At 70.3% G+C, this 26374-nt stretch carries 22 protein-coding genes; 15 read left to right on the forward strand and 7 right to left on the reverse strand.

The features are described from left to right. Positions 1-84 precede the first annotated feature (84 nt). The 4 genes from secD (at position 85) to relA (ending at position 6276) form a co-directional block, all read left to right on the forward strand. Positions 85-1863 (forward strand): protein translocase subunit SecD, encoded by a 1779-nt coding sequence (gene secD / locus ACIRVK_RS09115; protein ID WP_404244787.1) that lies wholly within the window; start codon positions 85-87, stop codon positions 1861-1863. Position 1864: 1 nt separating this feature from the next. Continuing rightward, positions 1865-2980 (forward strand): protein translocase subunit SecF, encoded by a 1116-nt coding sequence (gene secF / locus ACIRVK_RS09120; protein WP_404244788.1) that lies wholly within the window; start codon positions 1865-1867, stop codon positions 2978-2980. Continuing rightward, the gene (locus ACIRVK_RS09125) at positions 2977-3516 is read left to right on the forward strand and encodes an adenine phosphoribosyltransferase (RefSeq protein ID WP_404244790.1); all 540 of its coding nucleotides are present in this window, start codon (positions 2977-2979) and stop codon (positions 3514-3516) included. The genes secF and ACIRVK_RS09125 overlap by 4 nt, the downstream gene beginning before the upstream one ends. Before the next feature lie 231 nt (positions 3517-3747). Continuing rightward, entirely contained in the window at positions 3748-6276 is a 2529-nt protein-coding gene (gene relA, locus ACIRVK_RS09130; RefSeq protein WP_404244791.1) for a GTP pyrophosphokinase, read from the forward strand. Positions 6277-6349: 73 nt separating this feature from the next. Here relA and ACIRVK_RS09135 read toward each other — a convergent pair whose 3' ends face one another. Together ACIRVK_RS09135 and ACIRVK_RS09140 are read right to left on the reverse strand one after the other, a co-directional pair. Beyond that, positions 6350-7579, reverse strand: coding sequence for a DUF349 domain-containing protein (locus ACIRVK_RS09135; RefSeq protein ID WP_404244792.1), 1230 nt, complete (start codon positions 7577-7579; stop codon positions 6350-6352). A gap of 157 nt (positions 7580-7736) precedes the next feature. Beyond that, positions 7737-8561, reverse strand: a complete 825-nt coding sequence (locus ACIRVK_RS09140; protein ID WP_404244794.1) for a peptidylprolyl isomerase — start codon at positions 8559-8561, stop codon at positions 7737-7739. 190 nt (positions 8562-8751) lie between these two features. Here ACIRVK_RS09140 and ACIRVK_RS09145 point away from each other — a divergent pair, with 190 nt between their 5' ends. Both ACIRVK_RS09145 and hisS read left to right on the forward strand, forming a co-directional pair. Then, positions 8752-9465, forward strand: coding sequence for an MBL fold metallo-hydrolase (locus ACIRVK_RS09145; protein WP_404244796.1), 714 nt, complete (start codon positions 8752-8754; stop codon positions 9463-9465). Positions 9466-9477: 12 nt separating this feature from the next. Beyond that, a complete protein-coding gene (gene hisS, locus ACIRVK_RS09150; RefSeq protein WP_404244798.1) occupies positions 9478-10740 on the forward strand; it encodes a histidine--tRNA ligase in 1263 nt (420 codons plus the stop codon). A gap of 59 nt (positions 10741-10799) precedes the next feature. Here hisS and ACIRVK_RS09155 read toward each other — a convergent pair whose 3' ends face one another. The 4 genes from ACIRVK_RS09155 to ACIRVK_RS09170 are packed head-to-tail and all read right to left on the reverse strand — an operon-like array spanning position 10800 to position 14324. Then, on the reverse strand, positions 10800-11423 hold the full coding sequence (locus tag ACIRVK_RS09155; RefSeq protein WP_404244799.1) for a response regulator: 624 nt from the start codon (positions 11421-11423) through the stop codon (positions 10800-10802). Next, the gene (locus ACIRVK_RS09160) at positions 11420-12619 is read right to left on the reverse strand and encodes a sensor histidine kinase (protein WP_404244800.1); all 1200 of its coding nucleotides are present in this window, start codon (positions 12617-12619) and stop codon (positions 11420-11422) included. The genes ACIRVK_RS09155 and ACIRVK_RS09160 overlap by 4 nt, the downstream gene beginning before the upstream one ends. Beyond that, positions 12616-13461, reverse strand: a complete 846-nt coding sequence (locus tag ACIRVK_RS09165) for an ABC transporter permease (protein WP_404244801.1) — start codon at positions 13459-13461, stop codon at positions 12616-12618. The genes ACIRVK_RS09160 and ACIRVK_RS09165 overlap by 4 nt, the downstream gene beginning before the upstream one ends. Continuing rightward, entirely contained in the window at positions 13458-14324 is an 867-nt protein-coding gene (locus ACIRVK_RS09170; protein ID WP_404244802.1) for an ABC transporter ATP-binding protein, read from the reverse strand. The genes ACIRVK_RS09165 and ACIRVK_RS09170 overlap by 4 nt, the downstream gene beginning before the upstream one ends. A gap of 146 nt (positions 14325-14470) precedes the next feature. Here ACIRVK_RS09170 and ACIRVK_RS09175 point away from each other — a divergent pair, with 146 nt between their 5' ends. From ACIRVK_RS09175 to rpsD, 3 genes are all read left to right on the forward strand, one after another. Next, complete coding sequence (locus ACIRVK_RS09175) at positions 14471-15127, forward strand: vitamin K epoxide reductase family protein (RefSeq protein WP_404244803.1); 657 nt, start codon at positions 14471-14473, stop codon at positions 15125-15127. A gap of 56 nt (positions 15128-15183) precedes the next feature. Then, positions 15184-16539, forward strand: a complete 1356-nt coding sequence (locus tag ACIRVK_RS09180) for a replication-associated recombination protein A (RefSeq protein ID WP_404244804.1) — start codon at positions 15184-15186, stop codon at positions 16537-16539. A gap of 299 nt (positions 16540-16838) precedes the next feature. Next, positions 16839-17453 carry a 30S ribosomal protein S4 gene (gene rpsD / locus ACIRVK_RS09185; protein ID WP_133044873.1) on the forward strand — a complete coding sequence of 205 codons (615 nt, stop codon included), beginning with the start codon at positions 16839-16841 and terminating at the stop codon, positions 17451-17453. A gap of 27 nt (positions 17454-17480) precedes the next feature. On the opposite strand, the gene ACIRVK_RS09190 is transcribed toward rpsD, so the two are convergent. Beyond that, positions 17481-19634, reverse strand: a complete 2154-nt coding sequence (locus ACIRVK_RS09190; RefSeq protein WP_404244805.1) for an ATP-binding protein — start codon at positions 19632-19634, stop codon at positions 17481-17483. 152 nt (positions 19635-19786) lie between these two features. On the opposite strand from ACIRVK_RS09190, the gene ACIRVK_RS09195 reads away from it, so the two are divergent. The 6 genes from ACIRVK_RS09195 to ACIRVK_RS09220 all read left to right on the forward strand — a co-directional run bounded on the left by ACIRVK_RS09195 (position 19787) and on the right by ACIRVK_RS09220 (position 26362). After that, positions 19787-20251 (forward strand): DUF948 domain-containing protein, encoded by a 465-nt coding sequence (locus ACIRVK_RS09195; protein ID WP_404244806.1) that lies wholly within the window; start codon positions 19787-19789, stop codon positions 20249-20251. Between the two features lie 8 nt (positions 20252-20259). Beyond that, positions 20260-20613 (forward strand): hypothetical protein, encoded by a 354-nt coding sequence (locus ACIRVK_RS09200; RefSeq protein ID WP_404244807.1) that lies wholly within the window; start codon positions 20260-20262, stop codon positions 20611-20613. Beyond that, positions 20613-23285: an alanine--tRNA ligase gene (alaS, locus tag ACIRVK_RS09205; protein WP_404244808.1), complete on the forward strand. Its 2673-nt coding sequence runs from the start codon at positions 20613-20615 to the stop codon at positions 23283-23285. The genes ACIRVK_RS09200 and alaS overlap by 1 nt, the downstream gene beginning before the upstream one ends. Positions 23286-23287: 2 nt before the next feature. Next, a complete protein-coding gene (gene ruvX, locus ACIRVK_RS09210) occupies positions 23288-23752 on the forward strand; it encodes a Holliday junction resolvase RuvX (protein ID WP_404244941.1) in 465 nt (154 codons plus the stop codon). 130 nt (positions 23753-23882) lie between these two features. Next, complete coding sequence (gene mltG, locus ACIRVK_RS09215; RefSeq protein ID WP_404244810.1) at positions 23883-25547, forward strand: endolytic transglycosylase MltG; 1665 nt, start codon at positions 23883-23885, stop codon at positions 25545-25547. After that, positions 25547-26362 carry a shikimate dehydrogenase gene (locus tag ACIRVK_RS09220; RefSeq protein ID WP_404244811.1) on the forward strand — a complete coding sequence of 272 codons (816 nt, stop codon included), beginning with the start codon at positions 25547-25549 and terminating at the stop codon, positions 26360-26362. Before mltG ends, ACIRVK_RS09220 begins: the two co-directional genes overlap by 1 nt. Positions 26363-26374 lie beyond the last annotated feature (12 nt).

Raw genomic sequence — 26374 nt, forward strand, 5'->3', positions numbered from 1 at the left:
TCGCACACGGGGATCCCGACACCATGTCATGGCCGAGACCGCGCCGACCCGGCGCGGCGGCGGCCCGAGAGGGAGTACGAGAAGGTGGCAGCACCTAAAAGGGGCCGGAGCGCGAGCGCCCAGAGCAAGCCAGGGCGCTCTCTGGCCCTCTTCCTGATCGCCGTTCTGGCGCTCACCGGGGGAATGTTCGCCTCCGGAAACACCACTCCGCGACTCGGTATCGACCTCGCCGGTGGTACGAGCATCACGCTCGAAGCGGTGGCCGAGCCTGGCCAGGGAGCCGCGATCAACAAGACCAACATGAACACCGCGGTCGACATCATGAACCGCCGTGTCAATGGTCTTGGTGTCTCCGAGGCCGAGGTTCAGACCCAGGGCAACAAGAACATCATCGTCAACATCCCCAAGGGCACGAACTCCAAGGAGGCCCGGGACCAGGTCGGTACCACCGCCAAGCTGTACTTCCGCCCGGTGCTCGCCACCGAGGTCTCCGGCGGCGCAGCCAAGACCAGCCCGTCGCCGAGCGCCTCCAGCAGCCCCTCGGGCAAGGCCACCGGCAAGGCGACGCAGAAGGCCACCGGCAAGGCGAGCCCGTCCTCCACCGCCAGCCCCTCGGCCACCGCCACCTCGCAGGGCCGCGCCGTGACCGACGCGCTCAAGGCCGGCTCCACGCCGAGCCCCGGCGCCTCCTCCAGCGCGAAGGCCTCCGCCAGCCCCTCCCCGTCCGCGAGCGGCAGCTCCGCCGCCAGTGCCGCGGCCGCCCAGCTCCAGGCGCAGTACGCCGCCCTCGACTGCACCAAGAAGACGGCTCAGACCACCGCCGGCAAGAACGCCAAGGCGACCGACCCCACCGTCGCCTGCGGCAAGAACTCGCAGGGCCAGTGGCAGAAGTACGTCCTCGGCCCCGCCGCCGTCGACGGCACCGACGTCAAGAAGGCCCAGGCCGTCTTCAACACGCAGACCGCCGCCGGCTGGACCGTCACCATGGAGTTCACGTCCAAGGGCTCCAAGAAGTTCGCCGACATCACCGGCCAGCTCGCCAAGAACCAGACCCCGCAGAACCAGTTCGCGATCGTCCTCGACGGCAACGTGGTCTCCGACCCGTACGTCAAGGAGGCGCTGACCGGCGGCAACGCGGAGATCTCCGGCAGCTTCACCCAGCAGCAGGCCCAGGGCCTCGCCAACATGCTGTCCTACGGCGCGCTCCCGCTCTCCTTCAAGGAGCAGAGCGTGACCACCGTGACCGCCGCGCTCGGCGGTGAGCAGCTGCACGCCGGTCTGATCGCGGGCGCCATCGGCCTCGCCCTGGTCGTCGTCTACCTGCTGGTCTTCTACCGCGGTCTGTCGGTCATCGCGATCCCCTCGCTGCTCGTGTCGGCGGTCCTGACCTACGTGATCATGTCGCTGCTCGGCTCCGCGATCCACTTCGCGCTGAACCTGCCGGCCGTCTGCGGTGCGATCGTCGCGATCGGTATCACCGCGGACTCGTTCATCGTGTTCTTCGAACGCATCCGGGACGAGATCCGCGAGGGCCGCTCACTGCGCCCCGCCGTGGAGCGGGCCTGGCCGCGTGCCCGGCGCACCATCCTGGTCTCCGACTTCGTGTCGTTCCTCGCCGCCGCGGTGCTGTTCATCGTCACCGTGGGCAAGGTCCAGGGCTTCGCGTTCACGCTGGGCCTGACCACCGTGCTCGACGTGGTCGTCGTCTTCCTGTTCACCAAGCCGCTGATGACGCTGCTGGCCCGCCGCAAGTTCTTCGCGAGCGGCCACAGGTTCTCCGGGCTCGACCCGAAGGCCCTGGGCGCCAAGCCGCCGCTGCGCAGCACCCGCCGTACCCGTCCCGCCGACCCGAAGGAGGCCTGAGATGTCGAAACTCGGCAGCCTCGGCGCCCGACTGCACCGCGGCGAGGTCGGCTACGACTTCGTCGGCAACCGCAAGATCTGGTACGGCATCTCGATCCTGATCACCATCACGGCCATCCTCGGCCTGACGGTGCGCGGCCTGAACATGGGCATCGAGTTCCAGGGCGGTGCCGTCTTCACCACCCCGAAGAACACGAACGCCTCGGTCACCCAGGCCGAGACGTACGCGCAGGACGCCTCCGGGCACCAGGCCATCGTCCAGAAGCTCGGTGACGGCAGCCTGCGCATCCAGATCGCGGGCATCGACACCGCCAAGTCCGACACGATCAAGAACACGCTCGCCAAGGACCTGAACGTCAACGCGGAGAGCATCAACGCCGACCTGGTCGGCCCGAGCTGGGGCGAGCAGATCGCCAGCAAGGCCTGGCAGGGCCTGGCGATCTTCATGGTGCTCGTGGTGATCTACCTGGCGATCGCCTTCGAGTGGCGGATGGCGGTCGCGGCCCTCGTCGCGCTGATCCACGACATCACCATCACGACCGGCATCTACGCCCTCGTCGGCTTCGAGGTCACGCCGGGCACGGTGATCGGTCTGCTCACGATCCTCGGTTACTCGCTCTACGACACGGTCGTCGTCTTCGACAGCCTCAAGGAGCAGGCGAAGGACATCACCCGGCAGACCCGCTGGACCTTCAGCGACATCGCCAACCGCTCGATCAACAGCACCCTGATGCGGTCCATCAACACCACGGCCGTCGCGCTGCTGCCGGTGGCGGGTCTGCTGTTCATCGGTGGTGGCTTCCTCGGCGCGGGCACCCTCAACGACATCTCGCTGTCGCTGTTCGTCGGCCTCGCGGCCGGTGCGTACTCCTCGATCTTCATCGCCACGCCGCTCGTCGCCGACCTCAAGGAGCGCGAGCCGCAGATGAAGGCGCTCAGGAAGCGCGTCCTCGCCAAGCGCGCCCAGGCCGCCGCGCACGGCGAACCGGTCCAGCCGGAGCAGGCCGACGAGTACGGCGACGAGTCCGAGGACGCCGCTCCCGCGGTCGTCGGCCCGCGCAACCAGCCCGCGTCCCGCAACCGCGGCCGTGGCCGTCCCTCCGGGAAGCGCCGATGACCGACATCGAGGAACTGCTGCTCAGCCGGATCCGTGACGTGGCGGACTATCCGGAGCCGGGCGTGATGTTCAAGGACATCACCCCACTGCTGGCGGACCCGGCGGCGTTCACCGCACTCACCGACGCCCTCGCCGGGATCGCGACGGCCACTGGGGCCACGAAGGTCGTCGGCCTGGAGGCCCGCGGCTTCATCCTGGGCGCCCCGGTCGCCGTCCGGGCCGGCCTCGGCTTCATCCCCGTGCGCAAGGCGGGCAAGCTGCCCGGAGCCACGCTGGCCCAGGCGTACGACCTGGAGTACGGCTCGGCCGAGATCGAGATCCACGCGGAGGACCTGTCGCCCGAGGACCGCGTCCTCGTCGTCGACGACGTCCTCGCCACGGGCGGCACCGCGGAGGCCTCGATCCAGCTGATCCGCCGGGCGGGCGCCGAGGTGGTGGGCCTCGCGGTCCTGATGGAGCTCGGGTTCCTGAACGGCCGCCCCCGTCTGGAACCGGCCCTGGCGGGCGCTCCCCTGGAAGCCCTGCTGGTGGTCTGAGGCGCACCGGACGAAAACGGCCGTCCCCGAACAACGGGGGCGGCCGTTTCGCACGCGGGTAAGGGCGCGGGACCGTATCGGTGCGCGGTCGCGGAATCTGGCGACGGCCCCCCTTGTTACCCGCGTAGACCGTCCTCACATCGGTCTGAAGGCGATCCAGGAGCCCAGGATCGCTACCATGGTTCCTCCGGAGCCTGACCGGGGGACCCGGATCGCGCACGAGGAGTCCTCTTGCCAGACGAGGCCCAGCACCTGACCGCCGCCAAGCCCGAGTCCGCCTCGGCAGCCGCGGCCAAGCCCGCGCCGAGCGCGCCGCACGCGACGAACGACATCGCCGGGCCGGTCGAGCACGCCCAGTCCGCGCCCGTCGACAAGTCGGCCGAGCAGTCGCGCCCCAAGCCGGCCCCGCCCGAGCACCTCCAGTCCTCGGCGCCCCGCCCCAACACCGGCCAGCCCGCCCGCTCCGGCTCCTCCAACCGCGTCCGTGCCCGCCTCGCCCGCCTCGGCGTCCAGCGCTCCAACCCGTACAACCCGGTCCTGGAGCCCCTGCTGCGGATAGTGCGCAGCAACGACCCGAAGATCGAGACGGCCACCCTCCGCCAGATCGAGAACGCCTACCAGGTCGCCGAGCGCTGGCACCGTGGCCAGAAGCGCAAGAGCGGCGACCCGTACATCACGCACCCGCTCGCGGTCACCACCATCCTCGCCGAGCTCGGCATGGACCCGGCCACCCTGATGGCCGGCCTGCTGCACGACACCGTCGAGGACACCGAGTACGGCCTCGACCAGTTGCGCCGCGACTTCGGCGACTCGGTCGCCCTGCTCGTCGACGGCGTCACCAAGCTGGACAAGGTCAAGTTCGGCGAGGCCGCCCAGGCCGAGACCGTGCGCAAGATGGTCGTCGCCATGGCCAAGGACCCGCGCGTCCTGGTCATCAAGCTCGCCGACCGGCTGCACAACATGCGCACCATGCGCTACCTCAAGCGCGAGAAGCAGGAGAAGAAGGCGCGCGAGACCCTCGAGATCTACGCGCCGCTCGCTCATCGTCTCGGCATGAACACCATCAAGTGGGAGCTGGAGGACCTCGCCTTCGCGATCCTCTACCCCAAGATGTACGACGAGATCGTACGGCTGGTGGCCGAGCGGGCACCGAAGCGTGACGAGTACCTGGCCATAGTGACCGACGAGGTCCAGCAGGACCTGCGCGCGGCCCGCATCAAGGCCACCGTCACGGGCCGCCCGAAGCACTACTACAGCGTCTACCAGAAGATGATCGTCCGCGGCCGTGACTTCGCGGAGATCTACGACCTGGTGGGCATCCGCGTCCTCGTGGACACCGTCCGCGACTGCTACGCGGCCCTCGGCACCGTGCACGCGCGATGGAACCCGGTCCCCGGCCGGTTCAAGGACTACATCGCGATGCCCAAGTTCAACATGTACCAGTCGCTGCACACGACGGTCATCGGCCCCAACGGCAAGCCGGTCGAGCTGCAGATCCGCACCTTCGACATGCACCGCCGCGCCGAGTACGGCATCGCCGCGCACTGGAAGTACAAGCAGGAGGCCGTCGCCGGAGCCTCCAAGGTGCGCACCGACGTGCCCAAGGCCGGCAAGAAGGACGACCACCTCAACGACATGGCGTGGCTGCGCCAGCTGCTGGACTGGCAGAAGGAGACCGAGGACCCGGGCGAGTTCCTGGAGTCCCTGCGCTTCGACCTGTCCCGCAACGAGGTCTTCGTCTTCACCCCCAAGGGCGACGTCATAGCGCTGCCGGCCGGTGCCACCCCGGTGGACTTCGCGTACGCGGTCCACACCGAGGTCGGCCACCGGACGATAGGAGCACGGGTCAACGGCCGGCTCGTCCCCCTCGAGTCGACGCTCGACAACGGCGACCTGGTGGAGGTCTTCACCTCCAAGGCGGCCGGCGCCGGCCCCTCCCGGGACTGGCTCGGCTTCGTCAAGTCGCCGCGCGCCCGCAACAAGATCCGGGCGTGGTTCTCCAAGGAGCGCCGCGACGAGGCCATCGAGCAGGGCAAGGACGCCATCGTGCGTGCCATGCGCAAGCAGAACCTGCCGATCCAGCGCATCCTCACCGGCGACTCGCTCGTCACGCTCGCGCACGAGATGCGCTACCCGGACATCTCCGCGCTGTACGCGGCGATCGGCGAGGGCCATGTGTCCGCGCAGAACGTCGTGCAGAAGCTCGTGCAGGCGCTCGGCGGCGAGGAGGCGGCCACCGAGGAGATCGACGAGTCGGTCCCGCCGACCCGCAGCCGCAGCCGCAAGCGCCGTTCCAACGCGGATCCGGGCGTCATCGTCAAGGGCGTCGAGGACGTGTGGGTCAAGCTGGCCCGCTGCTGCACGCCCGTCCCCGGCGACCCGATCATCGGCTTCGTCACCCGGGGTAGTGGCGTATCGGTTCACCGCAGTGACTGTGTGAACGTGGAGTCACTGTCCCGTGAGCCCGAGCGCATCCTCGAGGTCGAGTGGGCGCCCACCCAGTCCTCGGTCTTCCTCGTCGCCATCCAGGTCGAGGCCCTCGACCGCTCCCGGCTCCTGTCGGACGTGACCCGCGTCCTGTCCGACCAGCACGTCAACATCCTCTCCGCGGCCGTCCAGACCTCCCGCGACCGCGTGGCCACCTCACGCTTCACCTTCGAGATGGGCGACCCGAAGCACCTGGGGCACGTCCTGAAGGCCGTGCGAGGCGTGGAGGGCGTCTACGACGTGTACCGGGTGACCTCGGCTCGCAGGTCGTAGGGCATATGACGCATACCTCGAAGAAGGGCCCCGTACGCGCGTACGGGGCCCTTCTTCGAGGTACAGCTGACTGCTAGCCGCCGAACTCCTGCAGGCCCTTCAGCGCCTGGTCCAGGAGCGCCTGGCGGCCCTCCAGCTCACGCTCGAGCTTGTCGGCCCTGGCGGTGTTGCCCTGGGCGCGCGCCTGCTCGATCTGGGACCTCAGCTTGTCCACGGCGGCCTGCAGCTGACCGGTCAGCCCCTCGGCACGCGCGCGTGCCTCCGGGTTGGTACGGCGCCACTCGGCCTCCTCGGCCTCCTGGATGGCACGCTCCACCGCGTGCATCCGGCCCTCGACCTTCGGGCGGGCGTCCCGCGGGACGTGGCCGATGGCCTCCCAGCGCTCGTTGATCGAACGGAACGCGGCCCGCGCGCCCTTGAGGTCCGTCACCGGGAGGATCTTCTCGGCCTCCTCGGCCAGCTCCTCCTTCAGCTTCAGGTTCTCCGACTGCTCCGCGTCCCGCTCGGCGAAGACCGAGCTGCGGGCCGCGAAGAACACGTCCTGGGCGCCGCGGAAGCGGTTCCACAGGTCGTCCTCGTGCTCGCGCTGCGCCCGCCCCGCGGCCTTCCACTCCGTCATCAGCTCGCGGTAGCGCGCGGCCGTCGGACCCCAGTCCGTCGACCCGGACAGCGCCTCGGCCTCCGCGACCAGCCGCTCCTTGGCCTTGCGGGCGTCCTCGCGCTGCGCGTCCAGTGACGCGAAGTGCGCCTTGCGGCGCTTGGAGAACGCCGAGCGGGCGTGCGAGAAGCGGTGCCACAGCTCGTCGTCCGACTTGCGGTCCAGGCGCGGCAGACCCTTCCAGGTGTCCACCAGTGCCCGCAGCCGCTCACCGGCCGCCCGCCACTGGTCGGACTGGGCCAGCTGCTCCGCCTCGACGACCAGCGCCTCCTTGGCGTGCCGTGCCTCGTCCGACTGCTTGGCCCGCTGCTGCTTGCGCTCCTCGCGCCGCGCCTCCACGGTCGCGACCAGCTTGTCCAGACGGACCTTGAGGGCGTCCAGGTCGCCGACCGCGTGGTGGGCGTCGACCTGCTCGCGGATGTGGTCGATCGCCGCCTGCGCGTCCTTGGCGGACAGGTCGGTGGTCTTCACCCGCTTCTCGAGGAGGCCGATCTCCACAACCAGGCCCTCGTACTTGCGCTCGAAATAGGCCAGCGCCTCCTCGGGGGAGCCCGCCTGCCAGGAACCGACGACCTGCTCGCCGTCGGCCGTACGCACGTACACGGTCCCCGTCTCGTCGACGCGGCCCCACGGGTCGCTGCTCACAGCGCCTCCTCCACATGATGCCTGCGGAGGGCTTCCGTACCCCCGGGCATCGTCCACAGTTTCGTCACGGCCAACATAGGCGACCGGCGGGTTGCCTGTCCGCATCCCGCGCGACCGAAATTTCGCACCTCGGAGTCGGGATGCGGTCCTGATCCGATCAGGATTTGGTGACCGTCGCCTTGTTGATCACGACGGTCGCGTTGGGCGCCCCGTCGCCCTGGCCCGAGCTCTCGCCGGCGGCCGCGATCTTCTTCAGGACCTTCAGGCCCGAAGCGGAGATCGTACCGAACGGCGTGTAGCTGGGCGGCAACTGACTGTCCTGGTAGACCAGGAAGAACTGGCTGCCGCCGCTGTGCTTCTGGCCGGTGTTCGCCATCGCGACCGTGCCCGCCGGGTAGACCCCGCCCTTGAGGCTTTTGTCCTTGAGGTTCTCGTCCGGGATCGTGTACCCCGGACCGCCGCTGCCGGTGCCCGTCGGGTCGCCGCACTGCAGCACGTAGATGCCGTTGGTGGTGAGCCGATGGCACTTGGTGTGGTCGAAGAAGCCCTTGCCCGCGAGGAAGTCGAAGGAGTTGACGGTGTGCGGGGCCGCGGACGTCTTCAGCGCGACGTCTATGTCACCGCACGTCGTCGCGAGCTTCATCGTGTAGTTCGCCGACGTGTCGATGGCCATCGCCGGCTCCTTCTTCCAGCTCAGCTTCTGCACCGAGCCCGCGGCGGGCTTCGCGCACGGGTCGGGAGCCTTGCTGGTCGGCGCGGCACTGGGCGTCGTCTGCGAGCTCGCGTTCGCCTTGTTCTTGTTGTCGTTCTTGAGGACTCCGGTCGTGTAGAGCGCGACGCTGCCGATCACGACCACGCCGAGGACCGACGCGATCACCGAGTTGCGCATCTTCGCCTTGCGCCGAGCGGCCGTGCGCCGCTGCTGCTGCCGCAAGAACTTCTCCCGCGCGAGCTGCCGCTTCCGCTGTTCCTGGGTGACCACGGGGTTTTCTCCTCATGCGTCTCGTACGCTGCTGGGACGCGTGCGTCTGGTGAGCCGACCGCCTGCGTGTGTCCCGTACCGTATATGGGTTCGCTGAGGATTCGGCAGCGCCGGTAGGCTCTGACGGCAGCTGTGTCCCATCGTCGACAGCAGCTGCAGCCGCCCGTAACCGACACAACGAGGGACGATCGTGCTCATTGCCGGGTTCCCCGCCGGGGCCTGGGGGACGAACTGTTATCTCGTCGCCCCCGCCGCCGGCGAGGAGTGCGTGATCATCGACCCCGGCCACCAGGCCGCCGAAGGCGTCGAGGAAGCGCTCAGGAAGCATCGGCTCAAGCCCGTCGCCGTCGTCCTCACCCACGGCCACATCGACCACGTGGCCTCGGTCGTCCCGGTGTGCGGCGCGCACGACGTCCCGGCGTGGATCCACCCCGAGGACCGCTACATGATGGCGGACCCGGAGAAGGCGCTCGGCCGTTCCATCGGGATGCCGCTGATGGGCGAGCTGACCGTGGGGGAGCCTGACGACGTCAGGGAGCTGACCGACGGCAGCCGGCTGACCCTCGCGGGCCTTGAGTTCTCCGTCGCGCACGCGCCCGGCCATACCAAGGGGTCGGTGACCTTCCAGATGCCGGAGACCACGGACATCCCGTCCGTGTTCTTCTCCGGGGATCTGCTCTTCGCCGGCTCCATCGGACGCACCGACCTGCCCGGCGGTGACATGGCCGAGATGCTCGACTCGCTGGCCCGCGTGTGCCTGCCGCTCGAGGACTCGACCGTGGTGCTGTCCGGCCACGGCCCCCAGACGACCATCGGCCAGGAGCGCGCCACCAACCCGTATCTGCGGCAGGTGGCCGCCGCCGGCCAGGGAGCGGATGTCGACGCTCCCCGACGAGGAATGTGACGAGAGACTTCCGTGAGCACCTTTCAGGCCCCCAAGGGCACGTACGACCTGATCCCGCCGGACAGCGCCAAGTTCCTGGCGGTCCGCGAGGCGATCGCCGCGCCGCTGCGCAACTCCGGCTACGGCTACATCGAGACCCCCGGCTTCGAGAGCGTCGAGCTCTTCGCGCGCGGTGTCGGCGAGTCGACGGACATCGTGACGAAGGAGATGTACGCCTTCGAGACCAAGGGCGGCGACAAGCTCGCCCTGCGTCCCGAGGGCACTGCCTCCGTGCTGCGCGCGGCGCTGGAGGCCAACCTGCACAAGGCGGGCAACCTCCCGGTCAAGCTCTGGTACTCGGGCTCCTACTACCGCTACGAGCGCCCGCAGAAGGGCCGTTACCGGCACTTCTCCCAGGTCGGCGCCGAGGCGATCGGTGCGGAGGACCCGGCCCTGGACGCCGAGCTGATCATCCTCGCCGACCAGGCGTACCGCTCGCTCGGCCTCAGCAACTTCCGGATCCTGCTCAACAGCCTGGGCGACAAGGAGTGCCGTCCGGTCTACCGCGCGGCCCTCCAGGACTTCCTGCGCGGCCTCGACCTCGATGAGGACACCCTGCGCCGCGCGGAGATCAATCCGCTGCGCGTCCTCGACGACAAGCGGGAGTCGGTCCAGAAGCAGCTGGGCGACGCCCCCCTGCTGCGGGACTACCTCTGCGACGCCTGCAAGGCGTACCACGAGGAGGTCCGCGAGCTGATCACAGCCGCGGGCGTGGCCTTCGAGGACGACCCCAGGCTGGTCCGGGGCCTCGACTACTACACCCGTACGACCTTCGAGTTCGTCCACGACGGTCTGGGCTCCCAGTCCGCGGTGGGCGGCGGCGGCCGTTACGACGGACTGTCGGAGATGATCGGCGGCCCCGCGCTCCCGTCCGTCGGCTGGGCCCTCGGCGTCGACCGCACCGTCCTGGCCCTGGAGGCGGAGGGCGTGGAACTCCAACTCCCCTCCACCACCAGCGTGTTCGCGGTGCCGCTCGGCGAGGAGGCGCGCCGCGTCCTGTTCACCAAGATCACCGAGCTGCGCAAGCTCGGTATCGCGGCGGACTTCTCCTACGGGGCCAAAGGACTCAAGGGCGCGATGAAGAACGCCAACCGCAGCGGCGCCCGCTACACGATCGTGGCCGGTGAACGCGACCTCGCCGAAGGTGTCGTGCAGCTCAAGGACATGGAGTCCGGCGAGCAGACGGCGGTCGGCGTGAACGAGATCGTGGCGGAACTGGAGGCCCGGCTGGGCTGAGCCGGTCCGCGAACGCCGGACGAGCTGGACACCAGCTCGTCCGGCGTTCGCGCTGAGACTCAGTCGAGCAGGCCGAACCGCATCGCGCTCGTCACCGCCGCGGTCCGGTCGTCCACCCCCAACTTGCCGAAGGCCCGCAGCAGATGGGTCTTCACCGTCGACTCGCCGATGAACAGGCGCCGCCCGATCTCCGCGTTCGTGCAGCCCTCCGCCACCAGTCGCAGCACCGCCGTCTCCCGCTCGGACAGCCGTGGCCGCCCCGGCTTCGTGCGCAGCCGGTCGACCAGCCGGGCCGCCACCGAGGGCGCCAGTACCGTCTCGCCGCGTGCCGCCGCCCGGACGGCTTCGGCCAGTTCACCGCGCGGCATGTCCTTGAGCAGGTAGCCGGCCGCGCCCGCCTCGACCGCCCGCAGGATGTCCCGGTCCGTCTCATAGGTCGTCAGGACGATCACCCGGCACGGCAGACCCGCCTCGGCCATCCGCTCGATCGAGGCGACGCCCCCGCCGCCCGGCATTCTGAGGTCCATCAGCACGATGTCCGGCCGCAGTTCGGCGGCCAGGGCCTCGGCCTGCGGTCCGTTCGCCGCGTCGGCGACCACCTCCAGGTCCGGCTCGGCGCTGAGCATCGCCCGCAGACCCTCCCGGACGACGGGGTGGTCGTCGGCGAGGACGATCCGGATCATGACAGGCTCCCCACGGGCGTCACCGGCAGGCTGACCGTCACCGTCGTGCCCTCGCCCATCGTGCTGTGGATCCGCGCGGTGCCGCCGACCTCGGCGGCGCGGGCGCGCAGTCCGGCGAGGCCGTAGCCCTCGCAGGGGGTGCCGGGGTCGAAGCCGCGGCCGTCGTCCCGTACCGACACGGTGAGGGTGTCGTCGGCGTACCTCAGCGAGATGCCCACGGCCGCCGAACTCCCGGCGTGCTTGCGGGCGTTGGCAAGGGCCTCCTGGCAGGAGCGCAGGGCCACGACCTCGGGGCCGGCCGGCAGGGGCCGTACCGGGCCGGTCACCTCCACGGTCGCCCGGTGACGGGCGGCGAGGCGGCGCAGAGCGTCCGGGAGAGAGGATCCGTCGAGGTCGGCGGGGGCGGCGCCGGCGACCAGCGCGCGTGCCTCCGCGAGGTTCTGCCGCGCCGTCTCGTCCATCAGGGCGAGGTGGCGGCGGGCCTGCGGAAGGTTGTCGTCGAGCTCGGCATCCACCGCCTGGATCAGCATCAGCAGACTGGTGAAGCCCTGCGCGAGGGTGTCGTGGATCTCCCGGGCCATGCGTTCGCGCTCGGTCAGGGCGCCGTGGGCCGCCGACAGACGCGAGATCTCGTGGCGGCTCGCCTCCAACTCCGCGATCAGCTCGGCCCGTTCCGCGCTCTGCTCGATGATGCGGATGATCCAGCTGCCGATCACCACCGAGAAGACGAGGGTGACGACGGAGAAGAGGCCGTTGGCGAACAGGTCCTCGGCGGCCGGCCGCCACAGCAGCGCCCAGCCCGCGACCGGCGCCAGGTTGATCACGGTGACGGTCAGCAGGGACCACCGCATGCGCAGCGTCATGAAGCACTGGGGGATGAGCGCGAACGCCATCAGCCGGGTCTCGCCGACCAGCACGGCCGACGGCAGGAACAGCGCGATCGCCCCGGCGAGATAGCGCAGCGCCCGCCGCTGGTCAGGCGGGTCTTCCTGGAGCAGCGGCCGCCCCACCACGCCGTACCAGGGGACCAGCGGCACCAGCAGGGCCGCCGCGGTCGCGCGGACGGGCCAGCCCGGCTGCGCCGCGCCCAGCACGAAGGCGAGGGTGGCCGCCCAGGCGACCGCGAAGTACCCGTCCCAGAGCCGGATCGTCCGGTCCCAGGCATGTGCTTCACCGGCCACGACCGGACCGGTCATCCCGTACGCCGGTCCTTCCAGCGGAACGTCAGCAGACACAGCACCAATCCTCCGACGCACCAGGCCGCCAGCACCAGCGCGACCTTCCCGAACTCCCAGCTCCCGGCCTGCTCCAGGACCTTCGCGGAGTCCGGCAGGAACACCCCCCGCAGCCCCTGGCACAGCCACTTCAGCGGGAACAGGGCACCGACGTCCAGCATCCAGCCCGGGATCGTGTCGATGGAGATGTACACCCCGGAGATGAACTGCAGGACCAGGAAGGGGAGGACGACCACGGAGCTGGCGCTCTTCGCGGACTTGGGCACCGAGCTGACCGCGATGCCGAGCAGCGCGCACCCCGTCAGGCCGAGCACGAAGATCCAGGCGAAGTCGAACCACCGGGACGCGTCCGAGGGCAGGTCCACGCCGTACAGGGTGGTGCCGACCAGCAGCAGGATCGCCGTCTCCACGACACCCGTGAACAGAACCAGCCAGATCTTGCCGAGGAAGTAGGCGGACGGCGGCATCGGGGTGCCGCGCAGCCGGCGCAGCACCTTCTCGTCCCGTTCGACGGCGATCGAGATGCCGAGGGACTGGAAGCTCGTGGACATGATGCCGGAGGCCATCATCGCGGGGACGTAGAGCTGGGAGGCGGTGATGCCGGTGCCGTGCAGGGCGTTGTGGAAGATCGACGCGAACAGGAACAGGAAGACGACCGGGAAGGCGAAGGTGAACACCACCTGGTCGCGCTGCCGGAAGAACTGCCTGATCTCCAGCCCGCCGCGCCGCAGCCCGAGACCCCAGGTGCCCGGCAGCCGCCCGGCGGGCGCGTCGGTCCGGGTCCGTACGGTGGTCGTGGTCATCGCGCGTCCTCCTGTCCGGTCAGCCGGAGGTAGACGTCCTCCAACGTGGGACGGGTCACCCTGAGACCCGGGATCTCGCCGTCGAAGCGGAGCATCAGCTCGGCGACCGTCCGGGTCGGGTTGGGGGTGCGCTCGGCGCGGGTGACGCCGTCCGGCTCGGTCCACTCGACGGTGGCCTCCGTGCCGTAGCGCTCCCGCAGGGCGGCCGGTTCGCCCTCGGCGACGACCCGGCCGCGGGAGATGATGGCGAGCCGGTCGGCGAGCGCCTCCGCCTCCTCCAGATAGTGCGTGGTCAGCAGGATGGTGGTGCCCTCCTGGGCGAGCAGCCGGATCAGGTCCCAGAACTGTCGCCGGGCCGCCGGGTCGAACCCGGTCGTCGGCTCGTCCAGGAGCAGCAGCTCCGGATCGCCGATCACCCCCAGGGCCACGTCGAGGCGCCGGCGCTGACCGCCCGACAGCGCCTTGATCCTGCTGCCCGCCTTCGCCTCAAGACCGACCAGGCCGATCACCTGCTCGGGGTCGCGCGGCCGCGGGTAGTAGTGGGCGAAGTGCCGTACGGTCTCGCGGACCGTCAACTCCGCGGGCGCCGATTCGTCCTGCCAGACGATGCCTACACGGGACCTCCACGCGCGTGTGCCGGTCGCCGGGTCCGCACCGAGCACCGACACCTCGCCGCCGTCCCGGGAACGGTTGCCCTGGAGGATCTCCACCGTGGTGGACTTGCCCGCGCCGTTCGGTCCGAGCAGGCCGAACACCTCGCCGCGCCGGATACCGAGATCGATGCCGTCGACCGCGGTCAGGTCCCCGTACCGCTTGCGCAGTCCCCGTACGTCGACCGCGAGTTCGTCCGCTTCTGTTGTCATGCCGTCAATCCTCGTCCGGAACCGAACCCTCAGGGACGACCGTGCGTACCTCCTTATGTCCACCGAACGGTGGACAGGGGCCCCGGTGCGGCACAATGGCCCCTGCCCGAAGAAGGTCCACCTCCCCAGCAGACGGAATCGACGTGATGAGCAAGACCACAGTCAAAGACGTCTCCACCGTGCCCGAGCCGAACAGCGCGGCCCCAAAGACGCGCACGGTCGGCGGCAGCCGCGCCTTCGCCCTGCTGCTGGTCATCACCGGCGCGGCCGGTCTGCTCGCAGCGTGGGTCATCACGATCGACAAGTTCAAGCTCCTCGAGGCCAAGGTCGAGGGCAAGACCTTCACACCCGGCTGCAGCCTCAACCCCGTCGTCTCCTGCGGCAGCGTCATGGAGTCCAAGCAGGCCGCGGCCTTCGGGTTCCCCAACCCGATGCTGGGCCTGGTCTGCTACGGCATCGTCATCTGCGTCGGCATGAGCCTGCTGGCCCGCGCCCGCTTCCCGCGCTGGTACTGGCTGACCTTCAACTTCGGCACGCTCTTCGGCGTGGGGTTCGTGACCTGGCTGCAGTTCCAGTCGCTGTACCGGATCAACGCGCTGTGCCTGTGGTGCTCGCTGGCCTGGGTCGCCACCATCACCATGTTCTGGTACGTGACGTCCTTCAACATCCGCAACGACTTCCTGCCGGCCCCGCGCTGGCTGAAGAGCTTCTTCGGCGAGTTCACCTGGGTCGTGCCCGTGCTGCACGTGGGCATCATCGGCATGCTGGTGCTGACCCGCTGGTGGGACTTCTGGACCAGCTGACCACGGACTTCCGGGGGCCCGCCGCGTTGTCAGTGCGGTGATTTAGGGTTTTGGACGTGGAACCCGACCTGTTCACCGCAGCCGCAGAGGACCGCCAGGAGAAGGATCCGGCAGGAAGCCCCCTGGCCGTACGGATGCGCCCGCGCACCCTCGACGAGGTGGTGGGCCAGCAGCACCTGCTGAAGCCCGGCTCGCCCCTGCGCCGACTGGTCGGCGAGGGCGCGGGCGGCCCCGCGGGACCCTCCTCGGTGATCCTCTGGGGCCCGCCCGGCACCGGAAAGACGACCCTCGCGTACGTCGTCTCCAAGGCCACCGACAAGCGCTTCGTCGAACTGTCGGCGATCACGGCGGGCGTCAAGGAGGTCCGCGCGGTCATCGACGGCGCCCGCCGCGCCACCGGCGGCTACGGCAAGGAGACCGTCCTCTTCCTGGACGAGATCCACCGCTTCAGCAAGGCACAGCAGGACTCCCTGCTGCCCGCCGTGGAGAACCGCTGGGTGACCCTGATCGCGGCCACCACCGAGAACCCGTACTTCTCGGTCATCTCCCCGCTCCTGTCCCGCTCCCTCCTGCTCACCCTCGAACCCCTCACCGACGACGACGTCCGGGGCCTGCTCCAGCGCGCGCTGAGCGACGAGCGGGGCCTGAAGGACGCCGTCGCCCTCCCCGAGGACACCGAGGACCACCTCCTGCGCATCGCCGGCGGCGACGCCCGCCGCGCCCTGACCGCGCTGGAGGCCGCCGCGGGCGCCGCCCTCGACAAGGGGGAGACGGAGATCTCCCTCACCACCCTGGAGGAGGTCGTCGACCGGGCCGCGGTCAAGTACGACCGCGACGGCGACCAGCACTACGACGTCGCCAGCGCCCTCATCAAGTCCATCAGGGGCTCGGACGTCGACGCCGCGCTGCACTACCTGGCCCGCATGATCGAGGCCGGCGAGGACCCCCGCTTCATCGCCCGCCGCCTGATGATCTCCGCGAGCGAGGACATCGGCCTCGCCGATCCGAACGCCCTGCCCACGGCCGTCGCGGCCGCCCAGGCCGTCGCCATGATCGGCTTCCCCGAGGCCGCCCTCACCCTCAGCCACGCCACCATCGCCCTCGCCCTGGCCCCGAAGTCCAACGCCGCGACCACGGCGATAGGGGCCGCCCTGGACGACGTACGCAAGGGACTGGCCGGTCCCGTGCCGCCGCATCTGCGCGACGGGCACTACAAGGGCGCCGCCAAACTCGGGCACGCTCAGGGGTACGTCTACCCGCACGACCTGCCCGAGGGCATCGCCGAGCAGCAGTACGCGCCGGACGCCCTCAAGGACCGCGAGTACTACACACCGACCCGGCACGGCGCGGAGGCGCGGTACGCCGACGCCGTGGAGTGGACCAGGAAGCACCTCGGGCGGAAGCGGTCCTGAGTACCCTGTAGAATCCCTCGGAGTGCCGAGTCCCGCGCAGTCAGAGCGGGACAGTCGGCCGGAACCCCCAGCGGGTTCCAGGAGCGTCGCGCACCGTCGAACGGTGTCGCGGGCAGCCCACCACCACCCGTCGCAGGACGGGACCGGTCGGTGGGCCACTCGCGTGCTGCACGTATGTGCCCAGACCAGGGGAGCGGCTGCCCACCAGGTCCCGTGAGGGGCCAGGCGGGATTCCCCGGCTGCGGATGCGACCTCCCCTAACCCTGACGAGCCGAACAGTCAGAAGGAAGAAAGAGACAGTGGCGAACCAGTCCCGCCCCAAGGTCAAGAAGTCGCGTGCCCTCGGCATCGCGCTCACCCCGAAGGCCGTCAAGTACTTCGAGGCCCGCCCCTACCCGCCGGGCGAGCACGGCCGCGGCCGCAAGCAGAACTCGGACTACAAGGTCCGTCTGCTGGAGAAGCAGCGTCTGCGCGCGCAGTACGACCTCTCCGAGCGTCAGCTGGTCCGCGCCTATGAGCGTGCCTCCAAGGTGCAGGGCAAGACCGGTGAGGCCCTGATCGTGGAGCTCGAGCGCCGTCTCGACGCCCTGGTGCTGCGTTCGGGCATCGCCCGCACCATCTACCAGGCCCGTCAGATGGTCGTCCACGGCCACATCGAGGTCAACGGCCAGAAGGTCGACAAGCCGTCGTTCCGCGTCCGTCCCGACGACGTCGTGATGGTCCGCGAGCGCAGCCGCGAGAAGACCCTCTTCCAGATCGCTCGCGAGGGCGGCTTCGCCCCCGACGGCGAGACCCCGCGCTACCTGCAGGTGAACCTCAAGGCCCTGGCGTTCCGCCTGGACCGCGAGCCCAACCGCAAGGAAGTCCCGGTCATCTGCGACGAGCAGCTCGTCGTCGAGTACTACGCCCGCTGACCCTCGTCGGCAGGCGACAGCACCACCTCAGCCCGCCGTCTCCCCGCCCTTGTGGGTGCGGGAGGCGGCGGGTTCGTGCGTCGGGGCGCTCGCCGTCGTGTACCGCACCGGGCCGCGCGGAGCCGGCAGCGCGGCCGGCGGCCGCTCCAGCGCCCTGGACACCGCCGCCTCCCGCACGAGCCGCGCCCCTTCCCGTACGCACTCCTCGTACCGCGCGTCGCCCAGCCGCTCCCGCGCCGTCGCCTCGCACAGCTCGTGCGGGGCGTTGTAGTACGCCGAGCCGAACAGCGGCAGCCCCACCGACCGCCACATCCGGCCGGCCGCCCCCTGCAGCACCGCCGCCTCCGCCGCGTCGCCCTCCACCGCCGTGACCAGCGCCAGCAGCTCCACCGCCAGCACCGAGCCGAGCAGGTCGTGGAAGGCGTGGGCGCTGCCCAGGCACTCCGTCAGCAGGGCGCGGGCCCGCGCCGGATCGCCCTCGGCCCAGGCCGCGTACGCCAGCACGAACAGGGCGTAGGAGCGGCTCCAGCGCTCACCGTGGTCCTCGCAGACGCGGTGCACGTCCTCGCACAGCCGTACCGCGCCCGGCAGGTCGCCCTGGAAGGCACGGGCCATCGCCAGCTCGACCTGGGCCATCAGGACGGTGCTGTTGAGCTCGCCGATCTCCTGGTAGCGCTCCAGCGCCGAACGCAGCAGGGACTCGGCACGGGGCATGTCGTCGGTGACCAGGGCCAGGCAGCCGGTGCGGTGCTCGGCGTACGCCACCGCCGTCGGGTTGCCGGAGCGTTCCGCCTCCTCGCGGCACTCCTGGAGCGCGGCCAGCGCGGGCACCGTGTCGCCCTGCAGGATCGCCACGTAACCGAGCACCCACAGCGCCTTCAGCCGCGACTGGTCGCGACCCGAGTCCAGCCGCACGACCTGCTCCAGCCAGTGCCGCCCCTCCGACAGCCGCCCGCAGCCCGCCCAGTAGAACCACAGCGAGCCCGCGAGGTACTGGCCCAGATGCGCCTCCTGAGGCTCCGCCAGGCAGTGCTCCAGAGCGCGGCGCAGATTCGGCAGCTCCGCCTCCACCCGTGCGGCCACCTCGGCCTGGCGCGGCGAGAACCAGTCCAGCTCGCACCAGGTGGCCAGCCCCAGGTACCAGTCGCGGTGCCGTCGCCGCAGGCGTTCCGTCTCGTCCGTCGCGGCCAGCCACTCGGCGCCGTACGCCCGGACGGTGTCCAGCATCCGGTAGCCCGCGCCCGTGGGGGACTCCTCGCGCGCGATCACCGACTGCGCGAGCAGTTCGCCGAGCACGTCGAGGACGTCGTCGGCGGCCAGGCCGTGCCCGCTGCACACGTACTCCACGGCCTCCAGCTCGAACTGCCCGGCGAACACCGACAGCCGCGACCACAGCAACCGCTCCCGGGGCGCGCACAGTTCGTGGCTCCAGCCGATCGCCGTGCGCAGCGTCCGATGGCGCGGGAGCACGTCCCGCCCGCCGCCGGTCAGCAGCCGGAAGCGGTCGTCCAGCCGCTCCAGCAACTGCCCGGGAGACAGCGCCCGCAGCCGTCCGGCCGCCAGCTCGACGGCGAGCGGGATGCCGTCGAGGCGTCGGCACAGCTCCCGGACCTCCGGACCGTCCGCGACCGGCGCCCCGTGCAGAGCGGCCCGGTCGGCCAGCAGCTCGACCGCCTCGTCCTCGCCCAGCGGCGCCAGCGGGAACACCCGCTCGCCCGCCAGGTCCAGCGTCCGGCGCCCCGTGGCGAGCACCCGGAGGCCGGGCACCGCCTGCAGCAGGTCGCCCGCCAGCTCGGCGCACGCCTGAGCCAGATGCTCGAACCCGTCGAGCACGAGCAGGAGTTCACGCTCGGCGAGATGCGCGAGCAGCGTCTCGCGCGGCAGCCGGGTGGTGTGGTCCCGCAGGCCGAGCGCCTCCACGACGGCGTGGTCGACGAACTCCGGATCGCGCAGCGGCGCCAGCTCCACCCGCCACACCCCGTCGCGCGGAGCGCACCGCGCACCCGCCCGGGCCGCCAGCCGCGACTTGCCGATGCCGCCCGCACCGGTCACCGTCACCAGACGCGCGGCGTCGAGCGCCCCCGCCAGCCCGGCCAGTTCGGCCGAGCGCCCCACGAACGAGTCGAGCTCCAGGGGCAGATTGCCGTCGACCGGCCCGAGGCCGCGCTGATGATCCCGCATGGGATACGGAGCGTACTGAATCGTATTCATTCCGTAAAATCGCCGGACGCAACCCGGCCGGGCGGGGGCGGTAATCCGGTGCGGAGCCCCACTCCCGGCGCGATAGGCTCGGCCTACGACTTTTCGATGTTCAGGCACGTATCAGGGAGCGGGTGCGCGTGGTGTCCGGTGGTGAGGTGGCCGGGATCCTGGTGGCCGTGTTCTGGGCGATCCTGGTCTCCTTCCTCGCGGTGGCACTCGCGAGACTGGCCCAGACGCTCCGGGCGACCACCAAGCTGGTGGCGGACGTGACCGACCAGGCCGTCCCGCTGCTCGCCGACGCCTCGGCGGCCGTGCGGTCCGCACAGACCCAGATCGACCGGGTCGACGCGATCGCGAGCGACGTCCAGGAGGTCACGTCGAACGCCTCGGCCCTGTCCTCCACCGTCGCCTCCACCTTCGGCGGCCCCCTGGTCAAGGTCGCCGCGTTCGGCTACGGCGTCCGCCGTGCCCTCGGCGCCCGCCGGGAGGACGTGCCCGCCAAGGAGTCCCGGCGTACCGTGATCGTGGGCCGGACGGTCCCGGCCGCGCGGCGGGAGAAGCGCAAGGATCGCGGGAACCGCGGGAAGAGGGACTGAGCCAACCGATGTTCCGCCGTACGTTCTGGTTCAGCACGGGCGTCGCCGCCGGTGTGTGGGCCACCACCAAGGTCAACCGCAAGCTGCGGCAGCTCACCCCCGAGAACCTCGCCGTCGGCGCGGCCAACAAGGCGCTCGAGGCAGGTCACCGCATCAAGGACCGCGCGGTCGGCTTCGCGCTGGACGTCCGCGACAACATGGCCCGGCGGGAGGAGGAGCTGGGGGAGGCCCTCGGTATCAACGCGGTCCCCGAACTCCCCGCGCCCCGGCGGTACACCGCCATCGAGAACCGCAACAACCCGAAGTACGTCGAGGGGTCGACGTACCAGACGTACCCGTACAACCGGAATGAGGACCACTGATGGAGTCGGCCGAGATTCGCCGCCGCTGGCTGAGCTTCTTCGAGGAGCGCGGGCACACCGTCGTCCCTTCGGCGTCGCTCATCGCGGACGACCCGACTCTGCTCCTCGTCCCGGCCGGCATGGTGCCCTTCAAGCCCTACTTCCTGGGTGAGGTCAAGCCGCCCTTCGACCGTGCCACCAGCGTGCAGAAGTGCGTGCGCACGCCCGACATCGAAGAGGTCGGCAAGACCACGCGGCACGGCACGTTCTTCCAGATGTGCGGGAACTTCTCCTTCGGCGACTACTTCAAGGAAGGCGCCATCAAGTACGCCTGGGAGCTGCTCACCAGCCCCCAGGACAAGGGCGGTTACGGCCTCGAGCCCGACCGGCTGTGGATCACCGTCTACAAGGACGACGACGAGGCCGAGCGCATCTGGCACGAGGTCGTCGGGGTGCCGAAGGAGCGCATCCAGCGCCTCGGCATGAAGGACAACTACTGGTCCATGGGGGTCCCCGGCCCCTGCGGCCCCTGTTCCGAGATCAACTACGACCGCGGCCCCGAGTTCGGCGTCGAGGGCGGCCCCGCCGTCAACGACGAGCGGTACGTGGAGATCTGGAACCTGGTCTTCATGCAGTACGAGCGCGGCGAGGGCGTCGGCAAGGACAACTTCGAGATCCTCGGCGAACTGCCCAGCAAGAACATCGACACGGGCCTCGGCCTGGAGCGTCTCGCCATGATTCTGCAGGGCGTGCAGAACATGTACGAGATCGACACCTCCATGGCCGTGATCAAGAAGGCCACCGAGCTGACCGGCGTCCACTACGGCGACGCGCACGCCTCGGACGTGTCCCTGCGCGTGGTCACCGACCACATGCGCACCTCCGTGATGCTCATCGGTGACGGCGTGACCCCCGGCAACGAGGGCCGCGGCTACGTCCTGCGCCGCATCATGCGCCGCGCCATCCGCAACATGCGCCTGCTCGGCGCCACCGGTCCGGTCGTGCTCGACCTGATCGACACCGTGATCGCGATGATGGGCCAGCAGTACCCCGAGCTGGTCACCGACCGCGAGCGCATCGAGAAGGTCGCCGTCGCCGAGGAGAACGCCTTCCTCAAGACGCTCAAGGCCGGCACCAACATCCTCGACACCGCCGTCACCGAGACCAAGGAGGCCGGCTCCTCGGTCCTCTCCGGCGACAAGGCGTTCCTGCTCCACGACACCTGGGGCTTCCCGATCGACCTCACCCTGGAGATGGCCGCCGAGCAGGGCCTGTCCGTGGACGAGGACGGCTTCCGCCGCCTGATGAAGGAGCAGCGGGAGCGTGCCAAGGCCGACGCCCAGGCCAAGAAGACCGGCCACGCCGGCGCCGGCGCCTACCGGGAGATCGCCGACAAGGTCGGCGAGACCGACTTCATCGGCTACAGCGACACCGAGGGCGAGTCCACCGTCGTCGGCATCCTCGTCGACGGCGCCTCCTCCCCGGCCGCCACGGAGGGCGACGAGGTCGAGATCGTCCTCGACCGCACCCCGTTCTACGCCGAGGGCGGCGGCCAGATCGGCGACACCGGCCGGATCAGGATCGACTCCGGTGCCGTCATCGAGGTCCGCGACTGCCAGAAGCCCGTGCCGGGCGTGTACGTCCACAAGGGCGTCGTACAGGTCGGCGAGGTCACCGTCGGCGCCAAGGCGCACGCCTCCATCGACGCCCGCCGCCGCACGGCCATCGCCCGCGCCCACTCGGCCACCCACCTCACCCACCAGGCGCTGCGTGACGCGCTCGGCCCGACGGCCGCTCAGGCCGGTTCCGAGAACCAGCCCGGCCGCTTCCGCTTCGACTTCGGTTCGCCCTCCGCCGTCCCGACGGCCGTGATGACCGACGTCGAGCAGAAGATCAACGAGGTCCTCGCCCGTGACCTCGACGTCCGCGCCGACATCATGGGCATCGACGAGGCCAAGAAGCAGGGCGCCATCGCCGAGTTCGGCGAGAAGTACGGCGAGCGGGTCCGCGTGGTGACCATCGGCGACTTCTCCAAGGAGCTGTGCGGCGGCACGCATGTCCACAACACCTCCCAGCTGGGCCTGGTGAAGCTGCTCGGCGAGTCGTCGATCGGCTCGGGCGTGCGCCGTATCGAGGCGCTGGTCGGCGTGGACGCCTACAGCTTCCTCGCCCGCGAGCACACGGTCGTCAACCAGCTGACCGAGCTGCTCAAGGGCCGTCCGGAGGAGCTGCCGGAGAAGGTCTCCGCGATGCTCGGCAAGCTGAAGGACGCCGAGAAGGAGATCGAGAAGTTCCGCGCCGAGAAGGTGCTGCAGGCCGCCGCCGGTCTCGCCGAGTCCGCCAAGGACATTCGCGGGATCGCCGTCGTCACCGGTCAGGTCCCGGACGGCACCACCCCGGACGACCTGCGCAAGCTGGTCCTCGACGTGCGCGGCCGCATCCAGGGCGGACGCGCCGCCGTTGTCGCCCTCTTCACGGTCAACAACGGCAAGCCCCTCACGGTCATCGCCACCAACGAGCCCGCCCGGGAGCGCGGCCTCAAGGCCGGCGACCTCGTCCGGGCGGCCGCCAAGACCCTCGGCGGCGGCGGTGGCGGCAAGCCGGACGTCGCCCAGGGCGGCGGCCAGAACCCGGCCGCGGTCGGCGAGGCCGTCGACGCGGTCGAGCGACTGGTCGCGGACACCGCCAAGTGACCATGCGCAGAGGCCGCCGGCTCGCCGTCGACGTCGGGGACGCCCGCATCGGGGTCGCCTCCTGCGACCCCGACGGGATCCTCGCCACCCCGGTGGAGACGGTCCCCGGCCGGGACGTCCCGGCGGCTCACCGCCGGCTTCGCCAACTGGTCGAGGAGTATGAACCGATAGAGGTCGTGGTCGGGCTCCCGCGCTCCCTCAAGGGGGGCGAGGGCCCGGCCGCGGTGAAGGTCCGGGCCTTCGCCCAGGAGCTGGCCAAGGGCATCGAACCCGTCCCGGTCCGCCTGGTCGACGAGCGGATGACGACGGTGACGGCCACGCAGGGACTGCGCGCCTCCGGGGTGAAGGCGAAGGAGGGCCGCTCGGTCATCGACCAGGCAGCCGCTGTGATCATCCTCCAGCAGGCCCTGGAATCCGAACGGGTGTCAGGCAAAGCACCCGGCGAGGGCGTCGAAGTGGTCATCTGATCGCGATACGGTAACGTTCCGCGCGACTGCGCCGCTGATTCGAACAGCCGGTGCACAGCAAGAGGCGGAACGGTGAGAGGGCCCCGCACAGGGCCGCCTGATCGCCCCGCCTCGCGGCTCTAGGGGTTTGATGACTGAGTATGGCCGGGGCCAAGGCTCCGAACCGTGGCATCCGGAGGACCCGTTGTACGGGGACGACGGATGGGGTGGACAGCAGGCCCACGCGGGCCAGCAGTCCCCCTACGGCGGCCAGCCGCAGCACTATCCAGAGCAGCCGCAGCAGCAGTACTACGACGGCGGCTGGGGCGAGGGCCAACAGGGCCACTACGGTCAGGCGCAGCAGTACCAGCACTACGACCAGCAGTACTACGCGGGCCAGGGACAGCAGCAGTCGTACGACCAGCAGGCCTGGGGCCAGGGCTCGCACACGCATGTCCAGTACACGGACCCGCAGGACCCGTACGCCCAGCAGGCCTCCGCCGACGGGTACGGCGGCGATCAGCCCGACTACTACGCCACCCCGGAGGCGTACCCGCCGCCCGAGCCGCCGAGCCGGCGGCAGGCCGAGCCGGAGCCGCCGCAGACGGACTGGGACCCCGGCCCCGACCAGGGTGAGCACGCCTTCTTCGCCGGCGGTGACGACGACGAGGAGTACGAGGACGACGACGGGTCGGCAGACGGCGGCAAGGGCAAGGGCGGCAAGAAGCCCAAGAAGAAGGGCCGCAGCGGGCGCGCCTGCCTCGTCCTGGTGTTGATTTTCGGTGGAGGCATCGGCGCGGTCGGCTACTTCGGCTACCACTTCTACCAAAACCGTTTCGGCCCGTCCCCCGACTACGCGGGTTCCGGCGACGGCACCCAGGTCACCGTGGTCATCCCCAAGGGGGCCGGCGGCTATGTGATCGGGCAGAAGCTGAAGGAGAAGGACGTCGTCAAGAGCGTCGACGCGTTCGTCTCGGCGCAGCAGTCGAACCCCGACGGCAAGAAGATCCAGGACGGCGTGTACACGATGGAGGAGCACATGTCGGCCGCGAGCGCGGTCCAGCTGATGCTCAGTCCGAAGAGCCGCGCAAACCTGATCATCCGCGAGGGCCTGCGCAACTCGCAGATCTACAAGCTCATCGACGCCCGCCTCGGGGTGGCGGACGGCACCACGGCGAAGGCCGCCAAGCAGGACTACAAGAAGCTCGGCCTGCCCTCCTGGGCACTGGACCACCCGAACCTCAAGGATCCGCTGGAAGGATTCCTCTACCCCTCCAGCTACGCGGCGAGCAAGGGCCAGCAGCCCGAGGCGGTCCTGAAGGACATGGTCACCCGGGCCAACGACAAGTACGAGGAACTGGGCCTGCAGCAGAAGGCCAAGAGCCTCGGCCTCGGCAGCCCCTGGCAGCTGCTCACCGTGGCCAGCCTCGTGCAGGCCGAGGGCACGAGCCACGAGGACTTCCGCAAGATGGCGGAGGTCGTCTACAACCGCCTCAAGCCCGGCAACCCCGAGACCTACGGCTCGCTCGAGTTCGACTCCACGTACAACTACGTCAAGGACCAGAGCAAGATCGACCTGAGCATCGCCGAGCTGCGCAAGTACAACAACCCGTACAACACGTACTACGTCAAGGGACTGCCGCCCGGCCCGATCGACAACCCCGGCGAGGACGCGCTCAAGGGCGCGCTCGACCCGACGCACGACGGCTGGTACTACTTCATCTCACTGGACGGCAAGACCAGCAAGTTCACCAAGACGCTCGCCGAGCACGACAAGCTGGTCCGGGAGTTCAACGCGTCGAGGAACAAGAACTGATGGCAACACCCCACCGGGCGGCCGTGCTCGGCTCGCCCATCGCCCACTCCCTGTCGCCGCGCCTGCACAACGCGGCGTACCGGGCGCTCGACCTGGACGACTGGTCGTACGACCGGTTCGAGATCGACGAGCCGGCGCTGCCCGGATTCCTGGGCGGGCTCGGTCCCGAGTGGGCGGGGCTGTCGCTGACCATGCCGCTCAAGCGCGCGGTCATCCCGCTGCTGGACGAGATCAGCGACACGGCGGCCTCGGTGGAGGCGGTCAACACCGTGGTCCTGCGGCCCGACGGCAGCAAGGCCGGCGACAACACCGACATCCCCGGCCTGATCGCCGCGCTGCACGAACGGGGCATCGAGAAGACCGAGTCGGCGGCGATTCTCGGGGCCGGCGCCACCGCCTCCTCGGCCCTCGCCGCGCTCGCCCGGATCTGCACGGGCGAGGTGACCGTGTACGTCCGCAGCAAGCGGCGCGCCGACGAGATGCGGCAGTGGGGCGACCGGCTCGGGGTACGGGTCCGCCCGGCCGACTGGGCGGACGCGGTACGGGCCTTCGAGGCACCCCTGGTGATCTCGACGACGCCCGCCGGGGGCACCGACGAGCTGGCCGGGCAGCTCCCCGCGCAGGTCGGAACCCTCTTCGACGTGCTCTACGAACCCTGGCCCACCCCGCTCGCCGCCGCCTGGCAGGAGCGGGGCGCCCCGGTGCTCGGCGGCCTGGACCTGCTCGTGCACCAGGCCGTCTTCCAGTTCGGCCAGTTCACCGGCGATCCGCGCTCACCGCTGGCCGCGATGCGCGAGGCCGCCCGGTCGGTGTGATCTGTCCGTCTG

This window comes from Streptomyces sp. NPDC101152 (assembly GCF_044768275.1).
Taxonomy (GTDB): Bacteria; Actinomycetota; Actinomycetes; order Streptomycetales; family Streptomycetaceae; genus Streptomyces.